A 23,706-nucleotide genomic window follows, 5' to 3' on the forward strand; every position below is an offset into this window, starting at 1 on the left:
AGTAGAAGAATACAAAGAAGCATTAATAGCAGAAGCCGTTACAGGCAAAATAGATGTAAGAGATTTTAAAATACCAACAGCAGAAACACCTTTGGCAATGGTAGCTGAAGAAGCTGCTAATTATAATAAAGAAACAAACTAATTTGATACAAGTTAATACATACCGCTTTTTTGACTTGTATGAGAAATTTCCAAATTTGGTTATACCAGATTACCAGCGTGCTTATACTTGGGATGTTGCCAAAGTACAAGAGTTGCTACAAGATTGGGAAGAATACATTGCTTCAAGTCCTAAACAAACCTATTATATGGGTTCTGTATTGTTGTTTGCCAACACTAAAGATGCTAATTTTCAAATTATAGATGGTCAACAAAGACTTACAACATTAACACTAATCTATTACCAACTATTTGGCTCGTTGCTAAAAGGGCAAAATGTACAATACAATCAAAGTGTTTCAGGTTTTAACATTGCCAAAAACTTAAACTTTGCAAAGCAATCCATAGCTAGATTAGAAAAATTAAAGGATTCTGAAATTTTCCACAAGCTAGAATTTACGGTAATTGTAAGTGATAATCAAGACCACGCTTTTGCGTTTTTCGATTCACAAAACAATAGAGGTGTTAGTCTTGGCGTAGATGATTATCTAAAAGCATATCATCTTAGAGCATTACCAGAAAAACTACAAGAGCAAAAAGCAAAATCTTGGGAAGACATTACCTTTAAAGCCAGAAAAGAAGATAACCATTTGCTAGACCTCAAACATTTATTCAATGAAATATTGTTTAAGGTGAGACAATGGAAAGGACAATCGCATTTTCCGTATCCCAATAAAACGGAAGTGTTAACAGAGTTTCAAAAAAACACGTACAGTACAGAGACTAAAAACGCTTTTCGTTTATTTCCTAATAATAACAATATGCGTTATCATCAATTAGAATATACAGATAATGGTGTACTACTGGTATCAGCAGAAAAACCTTTAGCTAAAAAAGACTATCCTTTTGCTATAAGGCAACCCATCTATAAAGGACAAAACTTTTTTGATTATACAGATAAATATCACGCCATATTTCGTTTTCTTTTTAACACCAAAGAACAGAAGTCTCTTGAAATAGAAAATGCATTGCATTTTTATAATGCTTTGTACACTAAAGATATGTCGGAGTATTTACGGTATTATATGCAAATGTGTTTAGTAGCCTACTATGACAATTTTAAGGAAGAACTGTTCTTTAAAGCCATACAGTATTTCGATTATTATTTAGGAGCCATTAGGTTAGAGAAATATTATGTGCGTCAAGAAGCCATAAAAAACAGTTTAAAAAATGCGTCTAATAGCTTATTGGATGTCATATGTAATGCCTATTTGCCAAATGAGGTGTTTAGCTTTATTAATAAAGCAAAAGCTACTGAAAGCATCTATGTCAATAATGGGTTCTTAAATGGCAAAAAAGAAGTAAAAAACAAGGTAATAGACAGATATATACAAAGGTTGTGCAAGTTATATCATAAAGATATTGATAATAGATTAATAGAAGTTAAGAGCAGAAAGCAATGGATAGCATAGCATCAAATTTAACAGATATAAAGTCTATTGTAGCACAAGAATATGAGTTCAATATTCCTATTTATCAACGCTTATATGTTTGGACAGAGGAGCAAGTAAAAACCTTATTTGAAGATTTACTTACAGCTTATAAAGCAGATAAGGACATATACTACATAGGTGGAGTCATAACCGTAAATAATGAAAACAGCGATAAGTTGTATGACCTAGTAGATGGGCAGCAGCGTTTTACCACACTATGGTTATTATCCAATGAATTAGGAGGTAATCTTGAGCCATTCACCTATAAAAATGGAGAACTTAGGTTAAAGTTTGCCATTCGTCAAAATGTAACAGACTATTTCAATAATATAGGTAATGCAGAACATTCTTCATCAAATGATTCAAAAGACTATTCCGATTTATTAAAAATAGGGAAAGCTCGAAATCAAATTAACCAATTGATTTTACAACACTTAAAAGATGAGGAAGAAAAAATAAAATTCTCAAATTATATTTTTGAAAAAGTAAAAATGGTATTAACCGATGTGCCAAAAACTACAGACCTTAACAAACTATTTGAAGCCTTAAACAACAGAGGTGAGCAGTTGGCACATCACGAGATACTTAAAGCTAGGCTACTTAACTACATTAAAAATGTAGAAAAGAGGAATCAATATGCCAAACTATGGCAAGTATGTTCTGTAATGGATAATTATTTAGAACGTGTTATTGCCTTAGAAATTGGCTCTTCAAAGGATGTAGCTCATATTTATCATAATGGATTTCACATTAATGATGTTTTAAATTTATTCGAAAGTTCAAATCCTCAAACCACTCTTGTGCTAAGCGATGTGTTAGAACATCCTGAACAATACGAGGATATTGCAACTTCAATTAAAGACAACATTACTCATCATCCAGAATCAAATGAAGATGAGTTTGAACCAGTAAGGAGTATTCTCTCTTTTCCTCAACTTTTGCTACATACATTACGTATTTTTCTATTCGAAAATGAAGATGACGATATTTTACGCATTAATGAAAAAGAGCTTTTAGAAACTTTTGACAAGCACTTATTGAAGTCTGAAATTATCAACGAAAAATTTGTAGTTAGATTCTTTGAAACCTTGTTTAAAGTTAGATATAGCTTTGACAGATATGTAATAAAGTGGATTACTGTTTCAGAAGACAAAGAAGAACACGGTATTAAGGACATTTATAAACAAAACCAAAAAAAAGGAGGCTGGACTTATTATTTAAGAAGATTGAATAAAGACAGTTTGAACGGAATGGCATTGCTACAAAGCATATTATACCATTCTCAACAAAACACGACTCAATACTGGTTGACACCTTTTTTATATTGGATGATTGATGAAAAACCATCATTTAATGATGCCTATTACTGGTTAAGACAATTAGACAATACCTTATTTAGTTCAAATACCGAGCATATTTCTTTACCAGAAAGAACTATTAATTCTATGGAAGATTTTTTAGATATAGAATGTGATGCAGAAACAGTTTTCGGAACTCTGGAGAATTTAAATAATTCAGGTGTTAGCTTTCCACACTATTGGTTTTATAAAATAGAATTTATACTCTGGTATTATAGAGGTCAATTGGATAAAGAAGATGATTGGGGTAATTATAAAATGACGGCAAGAAACTCAATTGAACATATAGGCCCGCAAAACCCAAGAGACCCTAGAGACAAGGTTTGTACTGAATCCTTAGATACAATGGGCAATTTAGTGCTGGTTACTAGAAGTATAAATTCAGAATACAGTGACAAGGCTTATGGTGTTAAACGCAGTATGTTTGAAAATAAAAAAGCAAAAGGAAGTATAGATAGCTTAAAATCAGATTTAATATATAATGAAGATATTTGGAATGATGAAAAAGCAAAAGAACATTTTGAAAAAATAATGGTATTGTTAAATGATTACTTTCATGACCACAATTTGAATTAACTATGAGTAAAAACACCAATACAAAAGAAAATGGCTTTGAAAAGCATATTGTTGATTATTTAGTTAATAGCAACAACTATGTAGAAAGAGCAAACAGCAATTACAATAATATCAATTGTATTGATGAAGATTTGCTGTTTCAGTTTTTAGAAAAAACACAAGCCAAAGCATTAGACAAATTAAAACGTTACCATAAAGACCTTTACAAACAAAAAATAGTAAAGCGTTTAAACGACCAAATAAGACAAAAGGGCGTTATAGAAGTTTTGCGTAAAGGTATTGTAGATGGCTTTACAGATACCAAGCTACGCTTGTTTTATGACAAACCAGTTTCTGTATACAACCAAAAAGCAAATGACTTGTACCAAGCCAATATCTTTTCGGTTATACGACAGGTATATTATTCTACCAAAAACAAAAACTCTTTAGATGTAGTCAGTTTTATAAATGGTTTGCCAATAATAAGTTTTGAGCTTAAAAACGAGCTTACCAATCAAAATGTAAAACATGCCATAAAGCAATATAAAACAGACCGTAACCCAAATGAAGAATTGTTTCGTTTGGGTAGGATGGTTGTTAATTTTGCAGTGGACACAGAAGAAGTTTGGATGTGTACTGAACTAAAAGCAGACAAATCTTATTTTTTACCATTTAACAAAGGCAATAAAAACGGAGCAGGAAACGAACCCAATGGCGGTATAAAAACAGATTACCTTTGGAAAGAGATTTTAACCAAAGATTCGCTTACCAATATCCTTCAAAACTATGCTAAATTAATCACAGAAGACAAAGAGTATAGAGACGCTAAGGGTAAGAAAAAAGTAAAGAAAACTAAAAAACTTATATTTCCTCGTTTTCATCAATTAAACGCCGTTTCCCAATTATTAGCAGATGCACAAGAAAAAGGGGCAGGTCAAAAATATTTGATACAACATTCGGCAGGTTCAGGTAAAAGTAACTCCATTTCTTGGTTGGCTCACCAACTGGTTGGTTTACATGATAAATCAGGTTCTAAAACAATTTTTGATACCGTTATTGTCATCACAGACCGAAGAGTTTTAGATAAGCAAATACGAGAAAACATAAAACAATACCAACAAGTCAAAGGTGTTGTACAAGCTATTACAGATGGAAGTAAACAATTAAAAACTGCATTAGAAGAAGGAAAAAAAATAATAATTACTACCATTCAAAAATTCCCCCATATTGTCGAGGATATTGGTGATTTACCGAGTAATAATTTTGGAATAATTATAGATGAAGCCCATAGTAGTTTAAGCGGACAAATGGCTCGTAAATTAAACGAAACACTTGCTAAAGTTTCAGATGAAGAACAGTTGCAAAGTGATTTAGAAAATTATGACGACACTGAAGATGATGAAGTAACAGGAGAAGATTTTATAAGAGCAATGGTGAAAGCTCGTAAACTATTACCAAATGCTAGCTACTTTGCTTTTACAGCAACACCGAAAAATAAAACTTTAGAATTATTTGGTGAACCTTTTGAACAGGATGGAAAAACCAAATACAAGGCATTTCATTTGTACTCAATGAAACAAGCCATAGAGGAAGGTTTTATCAAAGATGTATTGCTCAATTATACAACATACCAAAGCTTTTATGCTTTACTGAAAAAGATAGAAGACGACCCAGAGTACGATAAGAAAAAGGCACAAAAGAAACTGAAAGCCTATGTAGAAGGGCACAACCACGCCGTAAAAAAGAAATCTATTTTGATGATAGACCATTTTATGGATAATGTAGTTAGAAAGAAAAAAATAGGAGGAAAAGCTAAGGCTATGATGATAACAAGTAGCAGGGCAAAAGCAGTACAATACAAACAAGCTTTTGATGCATATTTAAAATCTATTAATAGCCCTTATAAAGCAGTTGTCGGGTTTTCTGGTGAAATAAATGGAGAAACAGAATCAAGTTTAAACGGTTTTCCAAGCGGAAACATTCCAGAGGAATTTGAAAAAGACGAATACAAGTTTCTATTAGTAGCAAACAAATTCCAAACAGGATTTGATCAACCACTACTCCATACTATGTATGTAGACAAAAAATTAGGTGGTGTAAATGCTGTACAAACCTTATCTCGTTTAAATAGAAGTCACCCATTAAAACAAGATACTTTTGTGTTAGATTTTGCTAATTCATCTGAAGATATAGAAAAAGCTTTTAAACCTTATTTTGAGAATACTATTTTAGGAGAAGGTACAGACCCAAATAAATTATTTGATTTAAAAGATGCTTTAGACAATTATGAAGTGTATTCTAGAGAGCAAGTTGAAGAATTTTCGAATAAAATATTGGCAAATGTACCTGTAGACCAGTTACACGACATTTTAGACCAATCTAGTGCTATTTTTAGAGAAGAATTAGAACAACAACAACAAGCGGATTTTAGAGCAAAAGTAAAGACTTATGTACGTTTGTATATATTCTTATCTCAAATTGTAGATTTTGAAAATGCATATTTAGAGCGTCTGTATATTTTCTTAAATCATTTACAAAGCAAATTAGGAACTGATACTGAACCTGATTTTTCACAAGGTGTTTTAGATAATATAGATATGGATAGTTACCGCCTACAGTTGGAAGCCACCACAAATATAGCAATGGAACAGGGAGAAGATTTACAACCTATTCCTACAGAAATGAGAGGAGGAACAAGTGACCCTGAGATTGACCAATTATCAAATATTATTCAAACTTTTAACGCCCGCTACGGAACTGAATTTGAAGATGCTGATAAAGTGAGGCAAATGGCAGAAAGTATTGTAAATGGAGTAGCCAAAAATGAGGATATGCTAAATTCAATACAACATTCTGATGAACAAAATGCGCGAATTACAAGTGATAAAATTGCTCAAGACGAGTTATTAAAGCACGTTACAACAAACTTTGATTTCTATAAAGTTATAAACGATAACCCAGAAGCCAAAGAGGAATTTAACTCTATGGTCTTTGATATGGTAAAAGAATTAATGAGAAAAAGTATTTAAACATCCCTAATACTGATTGTGTTAGTATGAAAAATAATTGAGTATTGGACAATACAACTGAAGATTAAATATAAATGGAATTACCAAAATATCACCAAACCTTTATACCAATTCTAGAAGTTTTGAATTCGGTGGAAGTTATAAATAGTAGAGAATTAGCTAGAAAAGTTAGAGATGGTTACTATTCTCAACTCCCTAAAGAACTTTTGGATAAAAAAACAAGTTCAGGTGCAAATGTATTAGTCGACAGAATACTTTGGGGTAAATCGTATCTGAAAATGGGCAAATTTGTTACCTACCCAAAAAGAGGGTTAGTTAAAATAACCGATAAAGGTATGCTAGCCTTTAATAATGGTAAACTTTTATTATCGGACCTTCAAAATGACCCAGATTTTATTAACCATCGTTCTTTGGTGCAAAGTAAAAAAAATAATAAGTTAGATTTGGTAACAATCGACATTGATAATGCTTCTCCACAAGATTTAATTGATAATGGATTCTCTACTATCGAAACTGAAGTTAAAACTGAGTTATTAGATAAACTAAAAGAAATTGACCCTTATTTTTTTGAAAAAGTGATTTTAATTTTACTTAAAAGAATGGGTTATGGAGATTTTATAGAAACTTCAAAATCGGGAGATGGAGGAATTGACGGAATTATTAATGAAGATAAACTTGGTCTTGAAAAAATATACACTCAAGCAAAAAGATATACAGAAAATAAAGTTAGAGAAAAGGATATTAGAAATTTTATTGGGGCAATGAGTGGAGACACCACTAAAGGCGTATTTATAACTACTTCAACTTTTGATGAAGCTGCAATAAAAAAAGCAAGAGAAGCTCATCATACCATAATTTTAATTGACGGGTTGAAACTAGTTGATTTAATGCATCAATATAATGTTGGGGTACAAGTAAAGATAATGTACGAAATTAAGGAACTTGATAATGACTTTTTTGAGGGAGAATAAACTACCCCTTTTTGAATATTAATTTAAAAATATCTATTATGGTTATTAAACGAGGTTGAAAAAATAATCTCAATTTACCCCGTTAGTGGCAACCATTCCATTTCAGTTGTTGTCTTACCATATTGCTTTTATGCGAAGATGTAACGTAGATAAACCTCGTAACTTAGCAAAATCTGTTACTGTGGAGTAGGTTTTGTTACTGTATTATAAATTTTTCGGGAGTTTTATTATTGAATTAAAAAAAAACGTATATTGCTATCGAAAAATTAATAAAATACCAAATGAAACAATTAGTAAGTATAATTGCATTTTTATGCACTACCTTCCTATTCTCTCAAACCAAGGTTACGGGAAAGGTAGTAGATTTAAATAATGACCCTATCCCTGCTAATGTAACAGTTGAAGGTGGGAGTACTGGTGTTGTTGCCGATTTTGATGGTAATTTCACTTTAATTACTCAACAAACGCCTCCTTTTAATATAGTTGTTACTAGTATCGGCTTTTCCTCTAAAACGTTTGAAATTACAGCCAATAACCAAAATATTTTGGTACAGTTGGAAGAAGAGCATACACAGTTAGACGAAATTGTGCTTTCTGCTTCCAGAACACCAGAACGTGTTTTTGAATCTCCTGTGTCTGTAGAACGAATGGGAATCAAACAGATTAAAAACACGGCTTCGGTATCTTTTTATGATGGACTTGAAAACTTTAAAGGCGTTGATTTAAATACCAACTCGTTAACGTTTAAATCGGTGAACACAAGGGGTTTTGCCACGTTTGCCAATACGCGTTTTGTGCAGTTGATTGATGGAATGGATAACGCTTCGCCAGCACTAAACTTTGTGTTGGGTAACTTACTTGGTATGAACGAGCTAGATGTTGCTAGTGTAGAGTTGTTACCAGGGGCTTCTTCGGCGCTTTATGGAGCTAATGCCTTTAACGGAATACTTTTTATGCGTTCTAAAAGTCCGTTTGATGATCAAGGAATTAGTGCGTATGTAAAAGGTGGGGTAACCTCTCAAAAGGCGGCTGGTACCAATGAGTATTACGATATGGGGATTCGTTTAGCGAAAGCCTTTAATAATAAGATAGCTGTAAAAGCAAACTTTTCATATTTAAGCGGAACCGATTGGTATGCGAATAGTGAAATGGATTTAGATATGCCTGGAGCAGATCGTAGTAATCCTGCTTATAATGGTTTAAATGTATATGGTGACGAGGTGTCAACTACGCTTAATTTTGATGAGCTTGCTGGTTTGCCAACTGGTACTCTTGGTGCTGATGTGGTTTCTAGAACAGGTTATAATGAAACGGATTTAATGAATTATAATGCAGAAAGCATGAAAGCCGATGTTGCAGTGCATTACCGTCCGTTTGCAGATGACTTGGAAATTATTGGAGTTTACAAAATTGGTAGTGGTAATACTATATACCAAGGGTCTAACCGTTATGCTTTAAATAACTTTTTAATGGAACAGTACAAATTGGAAATTAAAAATGATAATTTCTTTGTACGTGGATATATGACTACCGAAGATGCTGGGGACTCTTATGATAGCCGCTTTGCAGCTATTAATATTAACCGTTCTTGGAAAGGAGATACGCAATGGTTTACCGATTATGCGGAAGCCTATATTGCAGGTCGTTTAGGGGTAGGTACAGGAGTGCTGTTAGATTACCAAGCAGCACATGATATGGCACGTCAATCTGCTGATGCGGGTAGGCTTCTACCCGGAACAGATGCATTTAAAGGTGCATTTAATCAGGTGATTAACGATCCTGATTTGGCTACAGGTGCTAAGTTTCAAGATAAAACCAAATTACATCATGTAGATGCTAATTATAACTTTACACATTTAACTAAAAAATTTGCCGAGATACAAATAGGAGGTTCTTTCCGTCAGTATAAATTAAACTCTATGGGTACTATCTTTACAGATTATGATGGGGCAATTACGTATAAAGAGTACGGAGCATACACTCAAATTCAGAAAAAATTATTAGAAGATCGTTTAAAAGTTACAGCTTCAGGTCGTTTTGATAAGTCTGAGTTGTTTGATGGGTTCTTCTCTCCGCGTTTATCATTAGGGTATACTTTAGGGAAAGAAGGAAACCATAATTTGAGAGCCTCTGTACAAACAGGTTTCAGAAACCCAACTACACAAGATTTATATATAGGTCTTAACGCTGGGTCGGCTATCTTAGTAGGTTCTGCGCCAGATAACTTAGATAGATATACAACAACTAATACCTTATCTTTTAGTGGTCAGGGTATCACAGGGCAAACAGAAGCTACAGTAAGTGGTAGAGATGTATATGAAAATGCGTTTTCATACCGTTCGGTAGTTGAGGGTATGCCAGTAGCTGCCAATGTTGATTTGGTAAAACCAGAGCAAGTAACCGCTTTAGAGTTAGGGTACCGTGGTAAAATTAAATCGATAATGGTAGATGTTAGCGGATACTATAATAAGTATCAGGATTTCATTTCTACCGAAACCGTTTTGGTTCCATTATATGGGGTAGTTGGCGATAATACATATTCGTTGTTGGCTTTACAAAACGGGGATTATCAGGCGTTTCAGGGATACACTAATTCTGCTGTAGATATTAACTCTTACGGGGTGAATGCAGGTATTGAAACAAAACTGTTTAAAGATTACGATTTTGATATTAACTATACCTACTCTGAGTTTGATTTTGACGAAAGTGAAGATCCTGATTTCAGACCAAGTTTTAATACGCCAAAACATAAGGTGAAAGCGAGTATTGGAAACGAGAATTTATTTAAAAATGTTGGGTTTAAAGTAAGCTGGAGATGGAGTGATGCCTACTTTTGGCAGGCTTCATTTGCCGACGGAGATGTACCAGCATTTCATGTAGTAGATGCACAGATTAACTATGGGATAGATTTCTTAAACTCATCGTTTAAACTGGGAGCCACTAATATAGGTGGTAATGAGTACTATCAGGCAATAGGTACGGGGCGTATTGGGTCTATGTACTATTTGTCGTGGACAATTAAGCCTTAAATATTGTTATTCATCACATATGAAAGACTTCGGCAGTGTATTCTGTCGAAGTTTTTTGATTTTAATAAGGCTATACATCAGGCTGTTATATTTTTTTACTTTAACACAAAAAGTATTTGAACTTAGCAAAAAAATGATAAAAACTGTTAATAGTTATTGTTTAAAGTATATCTTTGCACACTGAAAAAGCAGATAAATAAAACAATTTATAAAGTAATGTCAAAAGTTACAGGTAAAGTTGCACAGATCATCGGCCCGGTAGTAGATGTAGTATTTGAAACCGAATCGGCCCTTCCAAAAATTTATGATTCTCTAGAGATTGATAAAGCAGACGGTTCTAAATTAATTTTAGAGGTACAGTCTCACATTGGTGAAGATACCGTTAGAACAATATCTATGGATTCAACAGATGGTTTAAGTAGAGGAACTGCAGTAGTTGCTACTGGTAACCCTATCCAAATGCCAATCGGGGCAAATATATATGGTCGTCTATTTAACGTAATTGGTGATGCTATTGACGGTTTAGGAGACCTTCCTAAAGAAGGAAAAGACGGACTTCCTATTCACCGTGAAGCTCCTAAATTTGAAGATTTGTCAACTTCTTCTGAAGTACTTTTTACTGGTATTAAAGTAATTGACCTTATTGAACCTTATGCAAAAGGAGGAAAAATTGGTTTATTAGGTGGTGCCGGTGTAGGTAAAACAGTATTGATTCAGGAATTAATTAACAATATAGCAAAAGGTCACGGAGGTTTATCGGTATTCGCTGGTGTAGGTGAAAGAACTCGTGAAGGAAATGACCTTTTAAGAGAGATGTTAGAGTCTGGTATTATTAAATACGGAGATGACTTTATGCACTCTATGGAAGAAGGCGGATGGGATCTTTCTAAAGTTGATAAAACAACTATGAAAGACTCTAAAGCAACTTTCGTATTCGGACAGATGAACGAACCACCTGGAGCACGTGCTCGTGTGGCTTTATCGGGGTTAACTATTGCTGAGTATTTCCGTGATGGTGCTGGTGACAGCCAAGGAAAAGACGTACTTTTCTTTGTGGATAACATCTTCCGTTTTACACAGGCTGGTTCTGAGGTATCTGCGTTATTAGGGCGTATGCCTTCTGCGGTAGGTTACCAACCAACATTAGCAACTGAGATGGGAGCTATGCAAGAGCGTATTGCTTCTACTAAAAGAGGATCTATTACATCGGTACAGGCGGTTTACGTACCTGCGGATGATTTAACTGACCCGGCTCCTGCAACTACCTTTGCTCACTTAGATGCAACTACAGTACTTTCTCGTAAAATTGCTGAGTTAGGTATTTATCCTGCAGTGGATCCGTTAGATTCTACTTCTCGTATCTTAACTCCTGAAATTTTAGGTAAAGAACATTACGGATGTGCACAAAAAGTAAAAGAGATTTTACAACGCTATAAAGAACTTCAGGATATTATTGCCATCTTAGGTATGGAAGAATTGAGTGAAGAAGATAAACTTGTTGTAGCTCGTGCTCGTAGAGTACAACGTTTCTTATCTCAGCCGTTCCACGTGGCAGAGCAGTTTACTGGTATTCCTGGTGTTTTAGTAGACATTAAGGAAACTATTAAAGGCTTTAACATGATTATGGATGGTGAGTTAGATCATTTACCGGAAGCTGCTTTTAACCTTAAGGGTAGTATTGAAGAAGCTATTGAGGCCGGAGAGAAAATGTTAGCTGAAGCTTAATAAAAACACAGTGGTCGGAAGCAGTTTCATTGCAACCAAATAACTGATAACGTAGAATTATGATTTTAGAAATAGTTACACCAGAAGCTACCTTGTTTGAAGGTCAGGTAGAGGCAGTTACCGTACCAGGTTTAAATGGTGAGTTTCAAATTTTGAACAACCACGCCGCTATTGTGTCTATATTAGGTAAAGGAACTATAAAAATTAAAGGTAATATTACTATTGATGAAGCGTTTAAAGCAAAGTTTGGTGCCGATAATGGTGCTACTACCTTGGCTATAAGTAGTGGAACAATAGAAATGAACGACAATAAAATAATTGTTTTAGCAGACTAAAATAGTTATTCATGCATACAGAAATCCCCGGTGCTTTTAGTGCCGGGGATTTTTTGTTGGCTCCATTTTGTAATAATCTGTCTTTTGCTGCGTTTTTTATACTATTTGATGTTTCTATTAGAGTACAGATTTGAATAGGAATATGTAGAGGATAGGTTATAAATATGCATTGTTTAAGAATTTTTGTTAATTACTTTTTGTGTTATTTGTTTCAAAAGGCGAGCTTTCTAGTTCGCCTTTTGTAAAAATGACATTTTTTTTGTGGTGTAGATTGTAACAAAATTCAATTTTTTGTGTCTTTTATACTAATAACATCATCAATCAAAAAACAACTATGAGAATTCATACGATACTGTTCTCTTGCTGCATGTTCTTTCTTTTTATTGCTTCAATGCAAGCTCAAAATATCATTAAAGGATCTGTAAAAGAAGTTTCTGGGGAACAGCTTCCTTTTGCGAATGTGGTACTGTATAAAGCACCCGGGGAAGAGGTAGTTACTGGGGTAGTTACCGATAATAACGGGAATTATATATTTGAAAGTATTACTGATGGTGATTATCATATCATAGTTTCGGTACTAGGTTTTAAAACAAAAAAATCTGAAAATTTTACGGTACAGGGTAATGAAACTAAAGTCTTGAATTTTGATTTGGAAGAAACTACCGAAAATCTAGAGGAGGTAGTAGTTACCAAAAAGAAACCTACTATTAAGCAAACTGCCGAAAAGTTAATTGTTGATTTAGAAGATGCTGAAACAGTGAGTACCAATCTTTCTGACGTGATGAAAAAAGTACCCGGACTTATTGTGAGTAACGATAAGGTTACCTATGCGGGGCAACAAGGAGTACGGATATTAATTAACGGAAAGACGACTGATTATATGGACTTGGCATCGTTGCTACGAGACATGCCTGCCGATAATATAGCAAAGGTAGAATTGATAAAGCAACCAGGCGCCGAGTTTGATGCTGCCGGATCGGGACCCATTGTAAACATTATTTTAAAGAAGAATGTAAAGTTGGGTACTTATGGAAATGTGAAGGCGTATCAGGGGTACGATAATCAATACGAGTATGCTACAAGTGCTTCGGTGGCAAGTTATAAGAATAAAATAAACTGGCAATTAGGAGGCGGATTAAGTCATTATGCCAGTAGAGAAGATTTATTTATTACCAGAACTGTTGGAGATGCGGTGTACAAACAAAGTACCATTTCGCCGTACGACCCGAAGACGTATAGAGTTAACGGAAGATTAGATTATTACATTAATGAATTTAACAGTTTGGGTGTAAGCTCAAGATATTCGTATACCGATTCTGATAGAGCTACCGATAACGGTACGGCTGTGATAACTGCTACCAGTACTGAGGAGTTGTTAACCAATAGTGTGTTTAACAAACAACAGAATGTATTTAATGTGAATCCGTATTACGAGTTCGATAATAAGAAAGATAAGGTAAATGTAGATGTGAATTTTGTTGACTATACTAACGATAATGTTAACGATTTATATCAGGTGGGGCAAAGTAGTATTGATTATGATAACCAACGTTATTTTCAGAACAGTACCTATCAAATTTTAACTTTTAAAGGAGATTACAAGCATACGCTTTCTGAGAATTTTAGTTATATGATGGGTGCCAAGTATTCAATGGTTGATACCGATAGTGATTTACAGTCGTATACAGAAAATAGTACCGGAACTTTTGAGTACCAAACTAACCAGAGTAATCGATTTTTAGTAGATGAAAATATCTTAGCCTTATATACAAAGGTGAGTGGTAAAGTTGGTAAGTGGTCGTATTCAGGTGGGGTACGCTGGGAGCAAAGCGATACTAAAGGGACTTCTACCAATCCGCAGAAGACTAATGAACGGAACATCTCTAAAATTTTTCCGAGTGCTAGTATAAGCCGAGAGTTTTCTGAGCATTTTGGAGCTAATGTTTCGTATAGTTACCGTATCAGCAGACCTTCTTATAACTCCTTAAACTCGTTTGTGTATTATTACGATCCGTATACATATGAAAAAGGAAATGCCAATTTAAAACCAGAGTTTACGCATAATACGCAATTTAGTTTGCTCTATGATAGTCAGCCGTTTTTTAGTGTTGCCTATGGTAAAACAAGCGACGCCCTATTTGAGATTATTACTCAGGATGATACCACTGCTGAAGTGTCACGTAGTATGATTAATTTGGCGAACCGTGAGTACTGGAATTTTAGTTTGTATGCACCTCTTAATTTCTTAAAAGGAATGGACGGGTATGTTGGAGTAATTGTAAATTACAACAAGTACTCTTCGGATGAGCTTTCACCACGGTTGTATTTAGATAATTGGGGAACTTCTGCCTTTTTTAATGTGCAGTACACGCTACCTTGGAAGATTAACGCAGAGGTGTTTGGGTATTACAATTCTTCAGGGTTAGAAGGACAAATTAAATACGATTGGATTGCTAATATGAACGCTGCTTTTAGTCGTAAATTTATGAATGAGAAGCTAAAAGTAAATGTGGGTGTAGGCGATATCCTTAACCGTAAATTTATGGGTACGGTAACCTATAGTAATGTAGATGCTAATGTAGTAAGTGACTGGTACAGACGTAACGTATATATGCAACTAACCTATAGCTTTGGAAATAGCTTTAAGAAAGAGAAAAAGAGAACCAATTCTTCTCAGGAAGAAGAAAATCGTATTCAAGATAATAAATAAACTATCTCCAGTTATCGGAATACAACTTTTTAGTAGGGTATCCACTTCGCTTTCCGTTACTGGTTGCAGCTTAACAAAGTTTGCCCTTTGGTTATTATTTTGGTACTTGTAGTGTTGCTATAGGGCGGTTATTGCGGCTCCACTCGCTCCACGAACCTACATATAGCTTAGGTATTGGCAAACCTGCATAGGCAGTTGCTAATAAGGTATGACAAGCCGTAACCCCCGATCCGCAATGTATTATAATGTGTTCCGTAGCCTTTCCTTCAAAAGCTGTTGTGTATTTTTGGTGTAGTTCTTCTGGACTTTTAAAAAGAAACTCTTCGGTAAGATTTTCTTTAAAAGGAATATTAACCGCTCCGGGAATATGTCCGGCAATCAAATCTATAGGTTCCGTCTTTCCGTTGTATCTTGGAGTATCACGTACGTCTATGACCAAGCCATTTTCCAAATTAACGGTGCTAGCTACTTCGTCTATAGTAGCGGTAGGCAAAGCCCATGTAGTGGCTGTGTAATACCCTTTTTCTGGTGTAGGTACGTTGTTAGCATCTATAGAAATTCCGGCTTTTTCAGCCGCTTCTAGTCCGCCACTCAATACCTGTACTTTTTGGTGTCCTATGGCAGTAAGCATCCACCACAAGCGGGCAGCCGCATTGGCTCCATAAAACATATCGTAAATAACAATATGACTATTGGGTGTAATTCCATAGGTTTCTAAAACAGTAGCAAAAGCCTCAGGAGAAGGTAATGGATGTCGGCCTCCTTTAGCGGCATCTTCTTTTATGTTAGATAATTGCGTATTAAGGTCTATATAAAAAGCACCTGAAATATGGTTTTTTTGATAGTTTTCCTGAGCTTTAGGACTACTACCAGCATCTATAATAATTACTGAACTGGAATTAAGAACCGAACGTAAAGACGTACCAGTAATAATAGGGCTAAGGTTTGATTTCATCTGTATTTAAAGATAAAGTGTTGGCTATATGCTAAGATAAGAATAGTTATACTTAATTAATCAGGTTGAATTGCATAAAATTATAAAAAGTGTTTTTACATTTCTCTTAGCTTTGAAAAAAATACAAATACGTATTGGATGGTAACCCATAATTAAGAACTAGTGCTAAAAAAATGTGGAAGGTTATTTTTAAAAGGATTAAAGTTGAGGTAATAATAGAAGAGTTCTATTTTAATATCTTTAATTTTTCATTTTGTGGATTGTCCATAAAATATGAATTCTCGATGGTTGGGGAAAGATATAAGAAATGATACAACAACAATTTGCTACAAAGGCTATAGAAGTACTTAAGAAAAACAAAGAGGTACTTGGAGTGGCTGCCGGAGGATCGTGGATTACTGGTGAGCTGGATGAATTTTCGGATGTTGATTTGGTTATTGTAACCAAAAACAAGAATACTCAAAATCCGGAAAATATGAAGGCTATTGCCAATAGCATACCTAATTATATATCTGGGTTTACAGGGGAACATGTGGGAGAACCGCGTTTGCTAATCTGTTTGTACCGTAACCCTATTTTACATGTAGATTTTAAGTTTGTAACACTGGAGGAGTTTGGTGACCGAATAGAAACACCCGTTTTATTGCATGACCCGGAGGGGATGTTGCAAAAGCGTTTAGATGAAACGACTGGGGTATTTCCGTATCCTGACTATCAATGGATTGAAGATCGGTTTTGGATTTGGGTACATTACACATTGCTAAAAATTGGTAGGGGAGAGCTTATGGAAGCTTTTGATTTTTTTGGCTTTTTAAGAATGGTAGTTATTGGGTCTATGATTCAGATTAAAAATGGAAATTTGCCTAAAGGAGTACGTAAAGTAGAAACTAATTTGAGTAGTGTTGATTATGAAAAATTAAAGCAGACTTTACCACAGTATGATAGAGATAATTTATTAGACACCTTGTTGCGCACTGTAACCCTATATAAAGAATTACGTCAGGAATTGTTTACAGATAAAGTACAGTTGCAAACCGCTACTGAGGAAGCAGTAATGGAATATTATTACCGCCAAGTTAGTAAATAATAAAAGGGTAAAAGGTTGTTAAATAGTGGTTAGTATACCTGTTGGAGATATTCAGAAAATTATAGTTGGGAAAACCGTATGGTCTGGAGTAAAGTCAGCCTTGGCTAGAGGAGGTTTGGTACTTGTGTATAATAAGTACAGCGAAATTTATGTTGCTCTTATAAATAATGAGGAGCTTATAGCAGGTGTAAAAGCACTGAATGCTAACAATAGAAATTGTACGGGATTAAGGTGCTGAGTGGTTAGTTATGAGGTTGTTTACGGGTAAGATTTTGCTTAGCTAAATAAAAGATACAAATACCTAACAATGCATAGCTAAAACCAAAGAAAAAACCTGCGATGCTATCTGCGAAAATCTCCTTGTGTTTTAACGCGTAGGTAGTGGTAAGCATTGCGATACCTGAAATGAAGGTGATTTTTAGTCTTGTAGGGCTCATAATTCTTAATTTTAGTATAAATGTACTAATTTTCCATTGGATTTTAAGACTGTTTATACAAGTATTTTTTCATAACAATAGAACTGGCCTTTTCTAAAGGTAACGGTGCCTTTATTTTGGTATCCGAGATTTATATACAGGTTGTTGGCACTTATGTTAGGTATAAAGGTGTCAAATCTTATGGCTTTATAGTCTTTTGTTTTAGCCAGTGTTTCAATGGCTAGCATGCATTTTTTACCCAAACCTTGTCCTTGAAATTTCGGTGCAAATGCCAAACGATGCACCACAAGAAAAGGAGCTTGGGTTTTCCATGGGATATTGTTGTACTCATCACTGTATATTTCATTAAGAGCAACATAGCCTGCTAAGAGGTTGTTTACAAAATAACCGTAGGCGTGTCCCAAAGAAATGTCTTCGGTAATATGGGTTGCTGCAGGGTATATGGAATCCCACTGGTCTAAGCCTGTAGCTTGCATGTGTTGTACTACTGCTGTAAATAAGAGAGTAGCCTCTTTATGATGTGTATGGTGAAGTTGTTGTAGCATTAGTTTTTAAAAAATTCAATAAGAGCCTGCAACGTCTCTTCTTTATTTTCAATGTAACTCATATGTCCGCCACGTACTACGGTGGTATTGGCACCTACTGCATCCGCTTGTTCAATAATAGCGTCTACATTAATAGTAGGGTCTTCGTTACCTATGATATAATGCTTTTTAATGTTTGCATTTTTAAATAAGTTAACCAAATCAGGACGTATTTTCATTCCGGCTAAGGCAGCGGTAATACCAGCCACTTGTGTTTTTAGAGCTTCTTGTTTTAGGGCCTTTATTTCTTTCTCAAGACTAACCTTATGTTCTTCCGAAAACAAATTCATAACCCCCATGCTAATAAAGTTCTCAGGCATTTCTTTAGCCACCTTAATACCACGGTCTCTGTTTAGTTTCTTTTCAGGAGTGTCTTCAGAAGCTACCGAATTTAGTAACATTAGATGCGTAACTTTTTCGGGGTATTTGTGCAAAAACGCCAACGCCACATAGCCACCCATAGAGTGACCTGTAAGTCCGGCAGTGGTAATCCCTTCTTTTTCTAAAACAAGATGTACTATATCTGCCATCAATTCCATGGTGTGCACTTCGGCAAAACAACCCGTTTGTCCGTGTCCGGGTAAATCAATCACTACTACCGTATGGTTTTTTGCTAGTTCGTTAACAAAGGGTTGGTAGATAGTGCTATTTTCTAAAAAGCCATGAAGTAACACCACGGCAGTACCGCTTCCAGTACTAGTATAATGTATCTGTGCATTGTTATGAGGGAGTAAAGGCATCGTGAATCTATTTTATTACCAGTGTAAAGATACTTTAAAGCCCCCTAACCCCCAATGGGGGAATTAAAAATTATCGTATCCGTCATGCTGAACTTGTTTCAGCATCACACAAGTAACTCCCGTACTGTTTGGCTCACTCAGATGCGACCCTGAAACCAGTTCAGGGTGAACGGTTCAGCTTATTCCCCAATTACCCCAATAAAAAATGGGTAGCGATTGCTCACTACCCATTTTAATATATTCAAAATTCAGAATTATTCTATTTATTCATCCAGTCTTCAATTTCCTCAACCGTTAACGGAATGTTTTCCATTAGGTTGATAGGTGCGCCGTTTTCTTGTATCACCATATCATCTTCTAAACGGATTCCCATGTTTTCAGCAGGAATGTAAATGCCAGGTTCTACCGTAAACACCATATTTGCTTCCATAGGTGTTTTAAGAGCCCCATAATCGTGCGTGTCTAATCCCATATGGTGACTGGTACCGTGCATAAAGTATTTTTTATAAGCAGGCCAATCCGGATTCTCATTTTGTACATCGGCTTTATCTAACAATCCAAGTCCAAGTAATTCAGAAGTCATTAGTTTACCAACCTCTACATGATACGCTTCCCACATAGTACCCGGAACCAACATTTTGGTAGCTTCCTCCTTTACTCTAAGTACTGCATTGTAAACCTGTTTTTGTCTGTCGGTAAAACGTCCGTTTACAGGAATGGTACGTGTCATATCACTAGCATAGTTTGCATATTCTGCACCAACATCCAGTAATAACATATCACCATCTTTACATTCTTGATTGTTTTGTATGTAGTGTAATACATTTGCATTATAACCACTAGCAACAATAGGAGTGTAGGCAAAACCTCTAGAACGGTTTCTTAAAAACTCGTGCATAAATTCAGCTTCAATCTCATATTCCATTACCCCTGGTTTAACAAACTGAAGAATTCGTTTAAACCCTTTTTCGGTAATATCGCATGCGTTTTTAATAAGCGCTATCTCCTCAGGCTCTTTTACTCCTCTTGCTTTTTGTAATATCTGGTTGCTTTTGGCAATAGCATGAGCGGGGTACTTATTTTTGCACCATTCAATAAAACGGTCTTCACGGGTTTGTGTTTGCACCGATTGGCGGTAATGTTCATTGGTATTAAAGTATATGGTTTCAGCTTCGCACATTAACTCATGGAACACACGCTCAAAATCAGTTAACCAATAAACAGTTTTAATACCACTGGTTTTGGTAGCTGCTTCTTTCGTTAATTTTTCCCCTTCCCAGATAGCAATGTGTTCATTGGTTTCACGAACAAAAAGAACTTCTTTATGTTTAGGGTTAATGCTATCAGGAAACAGTACAAGAATCGTTTCTTCTTGGTCGGCGCCGCTCAAATAAAATAAATCGCGAGCTTGTTCAAAAGGTAAGGTACTATCGGCACCAATAGGGTACATATCGTTTGAGTTAAAAACAGCAATACTTTTTGGTTTCATAGCCGCTGTAAATTTGGCTCTGTTTTTCACAAAAAGGGTACTGCTTATAGGGAAGTATTTCATACGTTTTGTATTTAATTATGATTCACACAAAGGTATATAATTGTTAAAGAATGGCAGAAATAGAGATGCTAAAAACTGTTAATGTTAGCTAGTTTTAGAGCTTGTTTTGGGGTAAACTCTACAAATTACAAGCACTTGTTTAAAAATAACAATAACATATATCATTTTAGTGCGCTACATTTATAAGGAATCATGTGGGAATACGCCTCAAACGATGTAGTGTACCGTTAAAACACCTTTTTATATTCATTCTAAATAGATAAAATGGACATTAAATGAGCATCAAAGTTTTGTTAATAAAAGCCTCTTACTCTATTTTTGTATAACAAAATTTCTTAAACCAATGAGCGGATTAATAAAATCATCAATAGCAAGGAAAGTCGCAATGGCTCTTTCGGCTCTCTTTCTTATTATTTTCTTGTTACTACACTTTTCTGTGAATTTTATTTCTATATTTAGTGAAGATGCTTTTAATGAAGCTTCTCATTTTATGGGAACAAATCCTTTGGTACAATTTTTAATGCAACCAATTCTTATTTTAGGGGTTGTGTTTCACTTTGTAATGGGGTTTGTTTTAGAAGCTAAAAACAAAGCTTCAAGACCTGTAAAGTATTCTAAATATAATGGTGGAGCTAGTGCTTCATGGATGTCTAGAAACATGTTAGTAAGTGGTGCTGTAATTTTAGCTTTCTTAGGATTACACTTTTATGATTTCTGGGTACATGAGATGACCGTAAAATACGTTGAAGGCGATATGAGCGGTGTTATTCCTGGAACTGAGCATCTTAGATATTACGAGGAAATGCATGCTAAATTTGCAGACCTATGGAGAGTAATTTTTTATTGTGTAGGTTTTGCGTTATTATCATTGCACTTATTACACGGTTTTCAATCTGCTTTCCAGTCGATTGGTGTTCGTAAGTTCCGTAATGCAATTGTTAAACTAGGAAACATTTATGCAATTGTAATTCCGTTAGGATTTATTTTCATTGCATTGTTCCATTTCATTACCCAATAAAACAGATTCAGTATGGCTATTTTAGATTCAAAAGTACCTGAGGGTCCAATTAAAGATAAGTGGACTACTTATAAAGATAAAATTAACCTGGTTAACCCGGCTAACAAGCGTCATATCGATATCATTGTTGTGGGAACAGGTTTAGCAGGAGGTTCGGCAGCAGCTACGTTAGCTGAGTTGGGCTACAATGTAAAAGCATTTGCTTACCAAGATTCTCCTCGTAGAGCGCACTCTATTGCAGCTCAAGGGGGTATCAATGCAGCTAAAAACTACATGGGTGATGGTGATTCTAACTATCGTTTATTTTACGATACTGTAAAAGGTGGTGATTACCGTTCTCGTGAGGCTAACGTATATCGTTTGGCTGAGGTTTCTGGAAATATAATTGACCAGTGTGTGGCACAAGGAGTTCCTTTTGCACGTGACTATGGCGGGCTGTTAGATAACCGTTCGTTTGGTGGGGTGTTGGTATCGCGTACGTTTTACGCTAAAGGACAAACAGGACAACAGTTATTATTAGGAGCATACTCGGCTATGAACCGCCAGATTGCTCGTGGTAAAATAGATATGTACAACCGTCACGAAATGTTAGACGTGGTTGTTGTAAATGGTAGTGCACGTGGTATTATTGCGCGTAACCTTATTACCGGAGAAATTGAAAGACACTCTGCTCACGCAGTAGTAATTGCTACCGGTGGTTATGGTAACGTTTATTTCTTATCTACGAATGCAATGGGATCTAATGCTACTGCAGCTTGGAAAATTCATAAAAAAGGGGCTTTCTTTGCTAACCCATGTTTTACACAAATTCACCCAACTTGTATACCTCGTACTGGTGACTATCAGTCTAAATTAACATTGATGTCTGAGTCGTTACGGAATGATGGTAGAATTTGGGTACCGGCAAAACTTGATGATGCTAAGGCATTACAAGAAGGTAGATTGAAACCTACTCAAATTGCTGAAGAAGATAGAGATTATTACTTAGAAAGAAGATATCCTGCATTTGGTAACTTAGTACCTCGTGATGTTGCATCTAGAGCGGCTAAAGAGCGTTGTGATGCTGGTTACGGTGTAAATGCTACAGGTGAAGCGGTTTATTTAGACTTTTCTTCGGCTATTGAGCGTTACGGTAAAGAGCAGGCTAAAATTCATAATATTAAAAGTCCTAGTGCAGCAAAAGTTTATGAATTAGGAAAAGCAATTGTTGAAGCTAAATATGGTAACTTATTCCAGATGTATGAAAAAATCGTGGATGAGAACCCATACGAAACACCAATGATGATTTATCCGGCAACACACTATACCATGGGTGGTGTTTGGGTAGATTATAATTTAATGACTACGGTACCTGGTTTATATTGTATTGGTGAGGCTAACTTCTCTGATCACGGTGCTAACCGTTTAGGAGCTTCTGCATTAATGCAAGGTTTGGCAGATGGTTACTTTGTATTGCCTTATACAATAGGTGATTACCTTTCTAACGAGATTAGAACCGGAAAAATACCAACAGATTCCCCTGAATTTGACGAAGCTGAAAAATCGGTTAAAGACAGAATTGATTTCTTTGTTAATAATGAGGGTACCAACTCAGTTGATTATTACCATAAGAAACTAGGTAAAATCATGTGGGAGAAATGTGGTATGTCTCGTAACGAAAAAGGTCTTAAAGAAGCGATTGCTGAAATTAAAGCCCTTCGTGACGAGTTTTGGAAAGAAGTTAAAGTACCGGGTGGTGCAGATGAGTTGAACCCAGAGTTAGAGAAGGCAGGTAGAGTAGCCGACTTCCTTGAACTTGGTGAATTGTTTGCTATGGATGCACTTAACAGAAACGAATCTTGTGGAGGTCACTTCCGTGAAGAGTCTGTTGAGTTAGACGGTGAACAAAAAGGAGAAGCAAAACGTAACGATACAGAGTATGCATACGTTTCAGCTTGGGAATTTAAAGGAGAACCAAGTGATGCTGTGTTACACAAAGAACAATTAGAATTTAAAGATATTGAACTAAAACAACGTTCATACAAATAAG

At 35.3% G+C, this 23,706-nt stretch carries 17 protein-coding genes; 12 read left to right on the top strand and 5 right to left on the bottom strand.

Features of this window, described 5'->3' with window-relative positions:
* Positions 1–143 precede the first annotated feature (143 nt).
* The 8 genes from NBRC110019_RS07910 to NBRC110019_RS07945 all read left to right on the top strand — a co-directional run bounded on the left by NBRC110019_RS07910 (position 144) and on the right by NBRC110019_RS07945 (position 15,304).
* Positions 144–1,571, top strand: a complete 1,428-nt coding sequence (locus tag NBRC110019_RS07910) for a DUF262 domain-containing protein (protein ID WP_281753834.1) — start codon at positions 144–146, stop codon at positions 1,569–1,571.
* Positions 1,559–3,526, top strand: a complete 1,968-nt coding sequence (locus NBRC110019_RS07915; RefSeq protein ID WP_281753836.1) for a DUF262 domain-containing protein — start codon at positions 1,559–1,561, stop codon at positions 3,524–3,526. The genes NBRC110019_RS07910 and NBRC110019_RS07915 overlap by 13 nt, the downstream gene beginning before the upstream one ends.
* Before the next feature lie 2 nt (positions 3,527–3,528).
* The gene (locus NBRC110019_RS07920) at positions 3,529–6,534 is read left to right on the top strand and encodes a type I restriction endonuclease subunit R (protein WP_281753837.1); all 3,006 of its coding nucleotides are present in this window, start codon (positions 3,529–3,531) and stop codon (positions 6,532–6,534) included.
* Positions 6,535–6,608: 74 nt separating this feature from the next.
* On the top strand, positions 6,609–7,505 hold the full coding sequence (locus NBRC110019_RS07925; protein WP_281753838.1) for a restriction endonuclease: 897 nt from the start codon (positions 6,609–6,611) through the stop codon (positions 7,503–7,505).
* A gap of 281 nt (positions 7,506–7,786) precedes the next feature.
* Positions 7,787–10,534 carry a TonB-dependent receptor gene (locus NBRC110019_RS07930; RefSeq protein ID WP_281753840.1) on the top strand — a complete coding sequence of 916 codons (2,748 nt, stop codon included), beginning with the start codon at positions 7,787–7,789 and terminating at the stop codon, positions 10,532–10,534.
* Between the two features lie 216 nt (positions 10,535–10,750).
* On the top strand, positions 10,751–12,259 hold the full coding sequence (gene atpD, locus NBRC110019_RS07935) for a F0F1 ATP synthase subunit beta (protein ID WP_281753842.1): 1,509 nt from the start codon (positions 10,751–10,753) through the stop codon (positions 12,257–12,259).
* A 59-nt stretch (positions 12,260–12,318) separates the two neighbouring features.
* Positions 12,319–12,594 carry a FoF1 ATP synthase subunit delta/epsilon gene (locus NBRC110019_RS07940; RefSeq protein ID WP_281753844.1) on the top strand — a complete coding sequence of 92 codons (276 nt, stop codon included), beginning with the start codon at positions 12,319–12,321 and terminating at the stop codon, positions 12,592–12,594.
* Between the two features lie 334 nt (positions 12,595–12,928).
* Positions 12,929–15,304 (top strand): outer membrane beta-barrel protein, encoded by a 2,376-nt coding sequence (locus NBRC110019_RS07945; RefSeq protein ID WP_281753846.1) that lies wholly within the window; start codon positions 12,929–12,931, stop codon positions 15,302–15,304.
* Positions 15,305–15,398: 94 nt separating this feature from the next.
* Here NBRC110019_RS07945 and NBRC110019_RS07950 read toward each other — a convergent pair whose 3' ends face one another.
* Positions 15,399–16,259 carry a sulfurtransferase gene (locus NBRC110019_RS07950; RefSeq protein WP_281753848.1) on the bottom strand — a complete coding sequence of 287 codons (861 nt, stop codon included), beginning with the start codon at positions 16,257–16,259 and terminating at the stop codon, positions 15,399–15,401.
* A gap of 307 nt (positions 16,260–16,566) precedes the next feature.
* Between NBRC110019_RS07950 and NBRC110019_RS07955 the strand changes: the two genes are divergently transcribed.
* On the top strand, positions 16,567–17,346 hold the full coding sequence (locus NBRC110019_RS07955) for a nucleotidyltransferase domain-containing protein (protein WP_281753850.1): 780 nt from the start codon (positions 16,567–16,569) through the stop codon (positions 17,344–17,346).
* 25 nt (positions 17,347–17,371) lie between these two features.
* Positions 17,372–17,584 carry a PH domain-containing protein gene (locus tag NBRC110019_RS07960; RefSeq protein ID WP_281753852.1) on the top strand — a complete coding sequence of 71 codons (213 nt, stop codon included), beginning with the start codon at positions 17,372–17,374 and terminating at the stop codon, positions 17,582–17,584.
* Between the two features lie 4 nt (positions 17,585–17,588).
* On the opposite strand, the gene NBRC110019_RS07965 is transcribed toward NBRC110019_RS07960, so the two are convergent.
* From NBRC110019_RS07965 to NBRC110019_RS07980, 4 genes are all read right to left on the bottom strand, one after another.
* Entirely contained in the window at positions 17,589–17,783 is a 195-nt protein-coding gene (locus NBRC110019_RS07965) for a hypothetical protein (protein ID WP_281753854.1), read from the bottom strand.
* 53 nt (positions 17,784–17,836) lie between these two features.
* A complete protein-coding gene (locus NBRC110019_RS07970) occupies positions 17,837–18,328 on the bottom strand; it encodes a GNAT family N-acetyltransferase (protein ID WP_281753856.1) in 492 nt (163 codons plus the stop codon).
* A complete protein-coding gene (locus NBRC110019_RS07975) occupies positions 18,328–19,107 on the bottom strand; it encodes an alpha/beta fold hydrolase (RefSeq protein WP_281753857.1) in 780 nt (259 codons plus the stop codon). The genes NBRC110019_RS07970 and NBRC110019_RS07975 overlap by 1 nt, the downstream gene beginning before the upstream one ends.
* A gap of 259 nt (positions 19,108–19,366) precedes the next feature.
* The gene (locus NBRC110019_RS07980) at positions 19,367–20,659 is read right to left on the bottom strand and encodes an aminopeptidase P family protein (protein WP_281753858.1); all 1,293 of its coding nucleotides are present in this window, start codon (positions 20,657–20,659) and stop codon (positions 19,367–19,369) included.
* 343 nt (positions 20,660–21,002) lie between these two features.
* Between NBRC110019_RS07980 and NBRC110019_RS07985 the strand changes: the two genes are divergently transcribed.
* Both NBRC110019_RS07985 and NBRC110019_RS07990 read left to right on the top strand, forming a co-directional pair.
* Positions 21,003–21,677: a succinate dehydrogenase cytochrome b subunit gene (locus NBRC110019_RS07985; protein ID WP_281753859.1), complete on the top strand. Its 675-nt coding sequence runs from the start codon at positions 21,003–21,005 to the stop codon at positions 21,675–21,677.
* Positions 21,678–21,689: 12 nt separating this feature from the next.
* Positions 21,690–23,705 carry a fumarate reductase/succinate dehydrogenase flavoprotein subunit gene (locus tag NBRC110019_RS07990; RefSeq protein ID WP_281753860.1) on the top strand — a complete coding sequence of 672 codons (2,016 nt, stop codon included), beginning with the start codon at positions 21,690–21,692 and terminating at the stop codon, positions 23,703–23,705.
* Position 23,706 lies beyond the last annotated feature (1 nt).

Origin of the sequence: Neptunitalea chrysea (assembly GCF_027924145.1) — a bacterium.
Taxonomy (GTDB): domain Bacteria; phylum Bacteroidota; class Bacteroidia; order Flavobacteriales; family Flavobacteriaceae; genus Neptunitalea; species Neptunitalea chrysea.